General features: G+C 67.6%; 9 protein-coding genes. 8 read left to right on the top strand and 1 reads right to left on the bottom strand.

Features of this window, described 5'->3' with window-relative positions; genetic code table 11:
* The coding region (locus tag Q0C59_RS05440; protein ID WP_291212781.1) for an Hpt domain-containing protein at positions 1–376 on the top strand (376 nt) is incomplete at its 5' end.
* A gap of 158 nt (positions 377–534) precedes the next feature.
* Here Q0C59_RS05440 and Q0C59_RS05435 read toward each other — a convergent pair.
* Positions 535–1,218, bottom strand: a complete 684-nt coding sequence (locus tag Q0C59_RS05435; RefSeq protein WP_291212779.1) for a hypothetical protein — start codon at positions 1,216–1,218, stop codon at positions 535–537.
* A gap of 207 nt (positions 1,219–1,425) precedes the next feature.
* Here Q0C59_RS05435 and Q0C59_RS05430 point away from each other — a divergent pair, with 207 nt between their 5' ends.
* The 7 genes from Q0C59_RS05430 to Q0C59_RS05400 all read left to right on the top strand — a co-directional run bounded on the left by Q0C59_RS05430 (position 1,426) and on the right by Q0C59_RS05400 (position 11,261).
* Positions 1,426–2,319, top strand: a complete 894-nt coding sequence (locus tag Q0C59_RS05430; protein ID WP_291212777.1) for a YihY/virulence factor BrkB family protein — start codon at positions 1,426–1,428, stop codon at positions 2,317–2,319.
* A gap of 75 nt (positions 2,320–2,394) precedes the next feature.
* Positions 2,395–3,792 carry a hypothetical protein gene (locus Q0C59_RS05425; RefSeq protein ID WP_291212775.1) on the top strand — a complete coding sequence of 466 codons (1,398 nt, stop codon included), beginning with the start codon at positions 2,395–2,397 and terminating at the stop codon, positions 3,790–3,792.
* A gap of 188 nt (positions 3,793–3,980) precedes the next feature.
* Positions 3,981–5,552, top strand: coding sequence for a PAS domain-containing methyl-accepting chemotaxis protein (locus tag Q0C59_RS05420; protein WP_291212772.1), 1,572 nt, complete (start codon positions 3,981–3,983; stop codon positions 5,550–5,552).
* Between the two features lie 210 nt (positions 5,553–5,762).
* On the top strand, positions 5,763–7,430 hold the full coding sequence (locus tag Q0C59_RS05415) for a cation:proton antiporter (RefSeq protein ID WP_291212769.1): 1,668 nt from the start codon (positions 5,763–5,765) through the stop codon (positions 7,428–7,430).
* Positions 7,427–8,329, top strand: coding sequence for a universal stress protein (locus Q0C59_RS05410; RefSeq protein WP_291212766.1), 903 nt, complete (start codon positions 7,427–7,429; stop codon positions 8,327–8,329). The genes Q0C59_RS05415 and Q0C59_RS05410 overlap by 4 nt, the downstream gene beginning before the upstream one ends.
* The gene (locus Q0C59_RS05405; RefSeq protein WP_291212763.1) at positions 8,326–9,672 is read left to right on the top strand and encodes a DASS family sodium-coupled anion symporter; all 1,347 of its coding nucleotides are present in this window, start codon (positions 8,326–8,328) and stop codon (positions 9,670–9,672) included. The genes Q0C59_RS05410 and Q0C59_RS05405 overlap by 4 nt, the downstream gene beginning before the upstream one ends.
* Positions 9,669–11,261, top strand: coding sequence for a Na/Pi cotransporter family protein (locus tag Q0C59_RS05400; RefSeq protein WP_291212760.1), 1,593 nt, complete (start codon positions 9,669–9,671; stop codon positions 11,259–11,261). Before Q0C59_RS05405 ends, Q0C59_RS05400 begins: the two co-directional genes overlap by 4 nt.

The following is an 11,261-nucleotide window of genomic DNA, read 5'->3' as shown; positions in this document are numbered from 1 at the left end:
TCCCGACGAACTCAACACCAGCGCGGCGGGTCTGATCGACACCGAGTCCTACACCGAGATCGTGGCGATGATGCCGCCCGACACCATGGAGGAGCTGCTGGGCACGTTGTTTGAAGCACCGCAAGGCAGCGTGCATGTGCTGGTGGCCTCGTTGGCGGCAGGCGATGCCGCCCAGATCGCCTACGACGCGCACAAGCTCAAGGGCACGGCCATGCTGCTGGGCTTTCGGGCGCTGGTGCGCACCTCGGCGCAGATCGAGCGCCTCGCCCCGGAGGACAACGCCGCCTTGCGGCGCGAGCTGGGCAACCAGCTGCTGGTCGACATGGAACGCACACAACACGCCCTGCGTCAGTTTGCACAGGCCGAGCCCGCCTGAGCGCGCAAGCGGCCCGTCTGGTCGGTGCCATGGCGGTGTTCAAGCAGAAGGGCTGAACTGATGCCCCAAGCTCCGCCGCTGCGCGGGTCGCTGCCCCCAGAGGGGGCTGATTCGCCTGGGGGCGGCCCGGCGGCGAATCGGTCGGTCTTCCAGCGGTCTCAGACTTTTTCGCTCAGCAAAGTGCCCACTTCCAGCGGCGCCAGGCTGCTTTGGCCGTTCTCGTCGTAGGCGATCACCTCACCGCCTGGCACCTCGGGCGCCAGTTCGGCCGCGGCCTCGTCGGTGGACTGCGGCATCACCGGCCAGGGCATGTTCTCCGGGGCGGTCTGCGCGGGCGCATCCGCGGTCTTTGCACCCGGCAGCAGGCGGCGTGGCATGGTGGACGCGGCCACGGCCGAGAGGTCGGGCGCGGTATCGCTCTGGTTGCCGGGCAGGGCTTCGGCCTTGGGCTCCAGCCCGAGGGCGTGGTCCACCACCGCAGCGCTGGCCGCCCACATGTTGGTGAGCACCTCCTGCAAACGGTCCATGGCCTTGCGGTGGCTGGCCTTGTCGGCTTCGGCCTTTTTGACCGCCTGCTCGGCGCGCTGGGCGGCCGCTTCCTGACGGGCCTGGGCGCTGGCCTTCGGCTCGGCGTCTGAAGCGCGCTGCGGTGTTGCCGGGCGGGCCTCTTCGTCCGCCCGGGCCCGCGTTCGACGCGCATCGCGGCGGGATTCCAGCTCGTTCTTCGCTTCACGCCCATCCGACTGCACCGGCTTGATGGCCGACGTGGCCGACACCGGCGCCACGGCGGCGGACGGCGGCGTGGGCCAGGACACGGGGCTGGTGGTGGAGATGTTGATCATGGCGGGCCTCTCAAAGGGCCACCGGGCGGAAACATGCCCGGTGTTCTTGGCTCTCTATCGGCAGCCCTTGCGCGAACTTGAGGCCGAATGGCGCCTTCTTTTCGGCAAACACCCCGGCACAGCCGTCCCAACGTGCGGCAGCGAACATTTCTCGAAGCGATAGCCCCCGAAAATGCGCTGCATGCAACTCACCCCCCTGTCTGCACCATGCTGAACACCGCATGGGCCCTGATCCGCGACACCATCAACGCCTGGCTGGACGACTACGCGCCCAGCATGGGGGCTGCGCTGGCGTTCTACACCCTCTTCTCCATCGCGCCGCTGCTGCTGATCGTGATCTCGGTGGCCGGCCTGCTGTTTGGCGAGCCGGCTGCGCGCGGTGAGATCCTGGCCCAGCTGACGCAGCTGGTGGGCACCGACAGCGCGGTGGCGGTGGACTCGCTCTTGCAAGGCCTGGACCGCCCGCGCGCCGGCGTCTGGGGCACGGTGGTGGGCGTGGTGGTGGTGGTGGCGGGTGCCACCACGGTGTTTGCCGAATTGCAGGACGCCATGGACCGCATCTGGCGCGCCCCACCCCACCCGGAAACGGGCGGGTTTCTTCGATTCCTCAAAGTGCGCCTGCTCTCCACCTCCATGGTGCTGGGCATCGGCTTTTTGCTCATGGTCTCGCTGGTGCTCAGCGCGGCCATGGCGGCCGCGGGCAAATGGTGGGCGCCGTGGCTCGGTGAGCTGGCCTACGTCGCGGACGCCATCAACTTCGGTCTGAGCTACCTCTTCGTCACCACCGTGTTCGCCATGATCTACAAGTGGATGCCACGCGTGCCGGTGGCCTGGCGCGATGTGTGGCTGGGTGCGGCCATCACCGCACTGCTGTTCACCGTAGGCAAGGAGCTGATCGGCCAGTACATCGGGCGAAGCGGCGTGGCCTCGGTGTTCGGCGCGGCGGCGTCCATCGTGGTGCTGCTGCTGTGGGTGTACTACTCGGCGCAGGTGTTCCTGCTGGGTGCCGAATTCACCAGCGTCTATGCACACCGGCACGGCTCGCTCAAGGGCTGGGCGCCGCAGCCCACGCCCCGGAACCCGCCGCATTCACCGAGCTAGGCGCGATCGCCGGGGGGCGGAACCGGCGCCCTGTTCACGCGAGTCCAACGGGGCCACCACCCCCCAAAGGCCTCCATGAAACGTTCCAGCGACATTCACCAACCCAGCAAAAGCCGCCGAGCACTGCTGCGAAACCTCCACCCCGAGATGCTGACCGACCCTGCGGTGGTGGCGTTTCTGGACGGAGCCGACCCAGACCCCACGAAGCACCCCGAGATCACCCGCAGCCTGGTCATGGCCAACGAACCCGAGCTGTTTCTGGCCTTCGTGGCCGCAACGGGTGGGCGCCAACTGACGCTCAGCGCAGACCCTGACGACATGAAGAACGCGCCGCCATTGCCCGACGGACTTCTCGACCACGTTGCGGAACACATCAACGAGCTGTCTGCAGTGACGTCGCTTGTTGCAAGCACGGCACTGCTGACGCCGGCGGCCTGCGCCAAGCTACAGACGAGTCTGCTGGCGCCCGGCTGCAAACTCACCGCCCTGACGTTCATCGACTGCGCGTTCGCAGACCCGCACGCTCCGTTCGTGCTTGCTGCGCCCACGGTCAAGGACTTCAGCTGGTCGAACGACTACGCCGCCGCACCACCCGTGCGCCAGATGGACCGGGTGCTGACAGCCTTGGCCCACTGGACCAGCCTCGAATGCGTGACGCTCGGAAGCATGGGCGCGGCACTGAATTTCGTCAACATCAGCCAACTGCTGTTGGCGAACCCGAAGATCATTGCGCTGCAACTGTTCAGCAACACAGCGCCTGCCAACCCAGGCCCGCCCGCCAACCCCTCGCCGGAAAACCCGATCCACCTGTTTGAAAACCTGCGCAACAACCGCACGCACCTCACCCAGCTCCACTTCGAAGTCGCTGACCGGGGAAACCATGGATTCAACTTTTTCTGCATTCAGTGCATCGCCGCCTGTCTGACGAACAACACGACCCTGCAGGCCCTGATGATGCCGGGCATTGCCTTGTGCAGCGGGGCAACGCGGGTCAAGTTCGAAGGCAGTCTCGGAAACAACCGCTCGTTGACCACGCTGGGCCCAACCAGCGGGTTTGGCCAACGCATGCCACCCCCGATCGTGGCCAATGCCAATCGGCACATCTGGTTCTCGCAGGAGTTCCTTCTTGGCGCTGTGAGCGAGTTCATGCGGCAATGGGGCACCCCCCACGAACTGGGGGTCGAGGTGACACGGGGTCTGGACGCAACGCCCTACGAGCGAACGTATTGCGCTGCCATCGTGGCCCAGTTGTGCAAGGCCACCAACGCGGCCGGCATACGGATGCGCAGTGCAGCGCTGGCGCTGGCCATCAAGGAATTCATGCATTCCAACAACATGGAGGCGTGTCTGGCGCTGATGCATTCCCTGAGCGCACCCGGCCTGGGCCTGGAGCCGGCTGACAAAGCAGACGTGGTGCGCTACGCCACCGCCGAAGGCCGTCTGAGCTACCTGCCGGCTGGCTACGCGAGCTGACGCCGCGGACCTGGGCGGAACACCGGTCAAAGACCGGCCGGTCACCGACTGCATGGGCCGGTACCGGGAGGGTGTTCCGCCCCACATCAGCCGTTCAGATTCCGGGGCTATTGCCGATAGTGAATACACAAGGTTCCATACATCAAACGGTGGTGTGGGATCGCACTCCCATCCACCCTGAGATCAGCATGCGTTCCAACCTCCCCGTCACCCACCAGGAGTTCGTCATACCCGAGGGCGTGACCCTGGTCTCGACGACCGACCTGCAAAGCCGCATCACCTACTGCAACCCCGCGTTTGCTGCGGTGAGCGGTTTTGACCGCGAAGAACTCATCGGACAGCCGCACAATCTCGTGCGCCATCCCGACATGCCCACCGAGGCGTTTCGCGACATGTGGGCCACGCTGGCCAGCGGCTCGCCGTGGTCGGCGCTGGTGAAGAACCGGCGCAAGAACGGTGACCACTACTGGGTGGTGGCCAACGCCACACCGGTGATGGAAAACGGCCAGGCGGTGGGTTACATGTCGGTTCGCACCCGGCCCACCCGCGAGCAGGTGAAAGATGCCGAGGAACTCTACGCACGCATGCGCAGCGAAGCCGCATCGGGCAGCGCCAGCGTCGCCCTGCACCACGGACGCGTGGTGCGCACCGGTCTGGCGGGCCAGCTGCAGCGCATGGCCCAGCTCACGCTGGGCAAACGCATCGCCATCTCGTCGGTGGGCCTGGCCGCCGTGGGCCTGGTGGTCGGCGAATACGCCGCCAGCCAAGGCACAGCGGTCCACGTGGGCGCCGGTGCAGTGCTGCTGGTGATTGCCACCTTCGCCGCGCTGAGCCTGCGCAACCAGATCCTGAAGCAGCTCAACCAGTCGATCGCATTTGCCAACCAGATGGCGGCGGGCGATCTGTCGGCGCGCTTCAAGGGTGCCAGCAGCGGCGAGTTCGGCGAACTCGCCCGTGCGCTCAACCAGCTCAACGTGAACCTGCAGGCGGTGGTGTCCGACGTGCGCCACGAGGTCGAAGGCGTGCAGGTGGCGTCCAACGAGATCGCCGCGGGCAACTCCGACCTGTCATCACGCACCGAATCGCAAGCCAGCAGCCTGGAGGAAACCGCTGCGTCGATAGAGCAACTCACCAGCACCGTGCAGCAAAGCGCCAACTCCTCGCGCGAGGCCTCGGTGCTGTCGCAGCGCTCGGCCACCGTGGCGCGCGAAGGCAATGTCGCCATGACCCAGGTGGTGGCCACCATGGACGACATCAGCAAGTCGTCGCGCCGCATCGGCGAGATCATCGGCGTGATCGACGGCATCGCGTTCCAGACCAACATCCTCGCGCTCAACGCTGCGGTGGAAGCCGCCCGCGCGGGTGAACAGGGCCGCGGCTTCGCCGTGGTGGCCGGCGAGGTGCGCAACCTGGCCCAGCGCACGCTGAGCGCGGCCAAGGAGATCAAGGTGCTGATCGACGAGTCGGCCGCCAAGGTCACGCACGGCAGCCAGCTGGTGCACAGCGCCGGCCAGACCATGGCCAACGTGGTGGGCTCGGTGGAGCAGGTCAACGGGTTGATCGCCGAGATCACCGGCGCCACGCACGAGCAGTCCATGGGGCTGGCTCAGATCAACCAGGCGGTGGGCCAACTCGACTCGGTCACCCAGCAGAACTCGGCCATGGTCGAAGAACTCTCGGCGGCGGCCAGCTCGCTGCAGGCGCAGGCCCGCGTGATGAACGATGCGGTGAAGATCTTCCGACTGGAGCATCGCAAGTAACGCCGCCCGGCATTTGCAGGTGCCCGAAGTTCAGCGCCAAAAAAGGAGGCCAACTGCATCGAGGTGGGCGGCTTCATGCACGAAGAGGGCCCGGTGTTCTTCGCGCGCGACGAGGGCTGCGGCTTTGGGCGGAGCAGCCAGCCCGGCGCCCGGCCGCTGAGGTAAGGTAGGGTGTCCAGGGGACGTTCTTCATCCAAGCCTCTTACCCCCATGCACGGCCACTTCACCGAGTTCGCTGCCCTGTTGTTGATCTGCGCACTGGCGGGCGCCGTGTTCGTGCGGCTTCGTCAGCCGGTGCTGATCGCCTACATCGTCGTGGGCATTGCGGTGGGGCCGGCCGGCTTTGGCCTGGTGTCGGCCCACGACCAGATCGATCTGCTGGCGCAGGTGGGCGTGGCGGTGCTGCTGTTCGCCGTGGGCCTCAAGCTGGACCTGCACCACGTGCGCCACATCGGGCCGGTGGCGCTGGCCACGGGCCTGGGGCAGCTGGCCTTCACCATCGTGATCGGCTTCGCCCTGGTGCTGGCGCTGGGCAAGGGCGCCATGGAGGCCGTGTATGTGGCCGTGGCGCTGACGTTTTCCAGCACGATCATCATCGTCAAGCTGTTGTCCGACAAACGCGAACTCGACAGCCTGCATGGCCGCATCGCGGTGGGTTTCCTCATCGTGCAGGACCTGGCGGTGGTGATCGCCATGATGACCATGAGCGCGCTGCGCTCCGCCGGCGATGGGGACGGCGATGTCGCCGGCTGGATCGCGGTGGGGGTGTCGCTGGCGTGGCGGCTGGCGCTGGCGGCCGTGGCCTTGTATGTGCTCATGCGCTGGGTGCTGCCGGTGGTGGTGGCCTCGATGGCCCGGTCGCAGGAACTGCTGCTGGTCTTTGCGATTGCCTGGGGCGTGGCACTGGCGGCGCTGGGAGAGTGGGCCGGCTTCAGCAAGGAGGCGGGCGCCTTTCTCGCCGGTTTCTCGCTGGCCTCCACGCCTTACCGCGAGGCCATGAACGCGCGGCTGACCGGCATCCGCGACTTCCTCCTGCTGTTTTTTTTCATCGACCTGGGTGCCAAGCTCGATTTCTCGACCCTGGGTGCCGAGGTGGTGCCCGCCATCGTGCTGTCGCTCTTCGTGCTGATCGGCAACCCGCTGATCGTGATGGCCATCATGGGCTATATGGGTTACCGGCGGCGCACCGGCTTCATGGCCGGCCTGACCGTGGCGCAGATCAGCGAGTTCTCGATCGTGTTCGTCGCCATGGGCATCACGCTGGGGCATGTCGGCGTTGAGGCCCTGAGCTTGACCACCTTGGTGGGCCTGGTGACGATCACCGTGTCGACCTACATGATCCTGTATGCCCAGCCGCTGTACGAACGCCTCGCCCCCTGGCTCCGGATCTTCGAGCGCCAACACCCGTTTCGCGAACTCGCGGCCGAATCGACCGCCGGTACGGAGCGCGATGCGCAGGCCATCGTGTTCGGGCTCGGTCGCTACGGCAGCCGCCTGTTCGAGCAGTTGCACGCCGACGGTGTGGCCGTGGTCGGCGTGGACTTCGACCCCGAGGCCGTGCGGGCCCTGCGGGCCCGGGGACTGCCCGTGCTGTTCGGTGACGGCGAAGACCCCGATTTTCTCGAAACCCTGCCCCTGCGGCAGGCGCGCTGGGTGATCACGACCTTCCCGCAATGGGAGTCGAACCGCGCGCTGTTGCATGCGCTGCAGGCGGTGCACTACCGTGGACGGGTGGTGGGCGCCGTGCGCGACGCCGCCCACGGGCGGGCCCTGGCCGCAGCCGGTGTCTCCCAGGTCCTGAATCCGTTCGACGACGCGGCCGACCACGCGGCAGCACGCCTTGCCCACGACATTCATCAACAGGAGACAAGCACATGACCTCCAGGACACCGCCGGGTCCCATCCTGGCCGCCACGGATTTTTCGGGACCCTCCCGCCATGCTGCCGACCGGGCGGCCCGCCTGGCGCACGAAACCGGTGCTGCGCTGACGCTGATGCATGTGCTGCCGGGCGGCGCGTTGCAGGAGCTTCGCGAATGGCTGGGCGCCAGCCACCCGATGGAGCAGCAACTGCACGACGAGGCAGACCGCCAACTCGGGGCCTGGGCTGCGGAGCTTCAGACGAGCCGCCGGGTGAACATCCGCGCGGTGAAGTCCACCGGGTCGCCGTTGGTGGAGATCGACCGCGAGTGCGAAGAGCTGAACGCCAGCCTGCTGGTGGTGGGTGCCCGCGGCTCCGGCTTTTTGCGTCAGCTGGTGCTGGGCAGCACCTCCGAGCGGCTGCTGCGCCGCACGAAGCAGCCTGTGCTGGTGGTGCGGCACAAGCCGCACGAGGCCTACCACCATGTGCTGGTGGCCCTGGACTTTTCACCCTGGTCGGCGCACGCCATCGCGCTGGCGCGGTGGGTGGCACCGCACGCCCGGCTGCTGCTGTTCAACGCCTACCAGGTGCCGTTCGAGTCGAAGCTGCGCTACGCCGGCGTTGATCCGGCCACCATCGACCACTACCGCAAGCAGGCCCGCGCGGACGCGCTTCAGCGGGTGCTCTCGCTGGCAGCTTCGAGCGGCCTGAAGCCCGGCGACTGGGATCCCTGCATCGTCGAGGGCGAGGCCTCGCAAGCCCTGCTTGAACAGGAACAGGAGCAGGACTGCGATCTGGTGGTACTGGGCAAACACGGCCGCTCGGTCACCGAGGACATGCTCTTGGGCAGCGTCAGCAAACACGTGCTGGCCGAAGGCAGCACGGATGTGCTGGTGTCGACCGCCCGCGACGAATGAGTTTTCACGCGGGTTCCTTGCTGCGTGCAACCGCCTGCCTGGCGCTGGCGGGGCTCGTCTACGGCAGCGCACCCCAGCCCGAAGCATTGCGCCTGGGGCTGGCGCTGTTTGTGCTGATCGGCGGGCTCTGGATGACGCAGGCCATTCACCTGAGCGTCACCGCTCTGCTGGTACCGCTGCTGGCCACGCTCACGGGCCTGATGGACCTGCGTACGGCGCTCGCCTCGTTCTCGCATCCGATCATCTTCCTGTTCCTGGGCGGCTTTGCGCTGGCCGCGGCCTTGCAGCAGCAGGGGCTGGACCGTGCGCTGGCGCTGGCGGTCATGCGCCTGGCTGCCGGCCGGCGAACGACGGCGGTGGCGATGCTGTTCGGTCTCACCGCGCTGCTGTCGATGTGGATCAGCAACACGGCCACCGCTGCAATGATGTTGCCGCTGGCGTTGGGCCTGATGCGCGAGGACGACGGGGTGCGCGAGCGCAGCTTTGTGCTGCTGGGCGTGGCCTACAGCGCCAGCATCGGCGGCATCGGTACCCTGGTGGGCAGCCCGCCCAACGCGATCGCGGCGGCGCAGGCCGGTATCGGATTTGTCGAGTGGATGCGCATCGGCCTGCCTATGGTGGCGGTGCTGCTGCCCCTGATGGTGGCGGTGCTGTACCTCATGCTTCGTCCACGCCTGGGAACGCCGGAAGACGCTCCCATCGAGCCAGCAACGTCCACGCCCTGGACCCGGCTGCAGTGCATCACCCTGCTGGTGTTCGGCCTCACGGCCGCCGGCTGGATCGGCGCTGCGCCGCTGGGCCGGGTGCTGGGCGTCACAGCCGATGTCGACAGCGTGGTGGCGGTGGCGGCCATCGTTGCGCTGGTGGCCAGCGGCGCCATCACCTGGCCGCAGATCGAGCAACGCACGCAGTGGGGCGTACTGCTGCTGTTCGGCGGCGGACTGGCGCTGAGCGAGGTGATGGCCACCAGCGGAGCGAGCCCGTTTCTGGCCGCAGCACTGACCGACACCTTGCAGGGTGCGCCGACGGTGCTGCTGCTGCTGGGGGTGGTGGCCTTCGTGGTCTTTCTTACCGAACTGGTGAGCAACACCGCGTCTGCGGCCTTGCTGGTGCCGATCTTCGTGGGCGTGGCGGCCACCCTGGGCTTGCCGCCGCCCCTGTTCGCTGCGGCCATCGCGGTATCGGCTTCCTGCGCCTTCATGCTGCCGGTGGCCACGCCACCCAATGCGCTGGTGTACGCCACGGAGCAGGTGTCCCAGACCACCATGATGCGGTGCGGACTGGTGCTCAACCTGGTGTGCATGGCGGTGATCACCGCCATGGCCACGGCACTCCTGACATGAGCGACTTCCAGACCCTGGGCCTGGTGGCGGGCGGGCTGGGCTTGTTCCTGCTCGGCATGGGCATGATGACGGACGGACTCAAGCTGGCGGCCGGCCCGGCTTTGCACCGCATCCTCGCGGGGGCCACACGCACGCGGATGCACGCGCTGGGTTCCGGCTTGATGGTCACGTCGCTGGTTCAGTCGTCCAGCGCGGTGACCGTGGCCGCCATCGGCTTCGTCAACGCCGGTCTGCTGTCGCTGGGCCCGGCCCTGTGGGTGCTGTTCGGTGCCAACGTCGGCACCTCGATGACGGGCTGGATCGTCGCCCTGGTCGGCCTGAAGTTCAAGGTCGAAATGCTCGCCATGCCTTTGGTGGGCCTGGGCGCCCTGCTGCGGCTGACGGGCGAGGGCCGCCGCAGTGGCGCCATCGGGACCGCGCTCGCCGGCTTCGGGCTGCTCTTCATGGGCATTGCCCTGCTGCAACAGGCCTTTGCCTCCCTGGCCGGCCAGTTCACCTTGCCGCAGGGCGAAGGACCGCTGGTGGTGTTGGCGCAGCTCGGGATCGGGCTGCTGATGACGGTGCTGATGCAGTCGTCCAGCGCGGCCATGGTCATCACCCTCACCGCCGCACAGGGCGGTTTGATCGGACTGCAAGGTGCAGCAGCTGTCGTGATCGGCGCCAACATCGGCACCACCGCCACGGCACTGCTGGCCGCCATCGGTGCAACGCCCAACGCCCGCCGGGCGGCTTCGGCCCACGTGGTGTTCAACTTCCTCACCGGAGTGGTTGCGCTGCTGCTCCTGCCCTGGATCGTCGGCGCGCTGGCCCGGACCCGCGAAGTGGTGGGCCTGCCACCGGACCCCGCCACCGAGCTCGCCCTCTTTCACACCATCTTCAACCTGATGGGTGTGCTGTTGATGTGGCCGTTGGCTGGCCGGCTCACCCACTGGCTTCAACAGCGATTCCGGGCCCGCGAGGAAGACGAGGCGCAGCCGCAATTCCTCGACGACAACGTGCTCGCCGTGCCCACACTGGCACTCGATGCACTGTCCCGGGAGGTGACCCGTGCCACGCAGGTGGCCCTTCGCATGACCCGAAGTGCATTGGCGGGCGCGGATGCCGCCCGGCTGAAGACCGACCACGCGATCCTGAGCAGCCTGGACACCGCCATCGAGCGCTTCGTCGAACGATTGCGCAGCGCCGCCCTGTCGCAAGCTGTCAGCGCGCGGCTGGCCGAACTGCTGCGCATCCAGCGGTACAACGAATCCGGCGCCGAGCAGGCGGTGGCCGCCGTCGCGCTGTCGGCGACAGGCCTGGAAGATGCCCGCCTGGCCTCGGCCGCCAGCGCATTTGCCGGGGCGGCCGGCGCCCTGCTGTCGGCTTGGGATCCGGACACATCGGCGGATGCGGTCCGCCCGGATGCGGCCTTGCACGCGATGGAGGCCGGCTACGAGGACCTCAAGGCCGCCCTGCTGAGCGCCGGAGCCGACTCGCGCCTGTCGCTGACCGAGATGGAGCAGGCACTGCGCCGAAGCAGCGCGCTGCGCCGGGCCGTCCAGCAAGTCCACAAGGCACAGCGACGACTCTCCCGCGAGCGCGAGCCCTGA

The organism is Hydrogenophaga sp., from assembly GCF_022844385.1.
Taxonomy (GTDB): Bacteria; Pseudomonadota; Gammaproteobacteria; order Burkholderiales; family Burkholderiaceae_C; genus Hydrogenophaga.
This window is presented reverse-complemented; position numbering and strand designations above follow the sequence as displayed.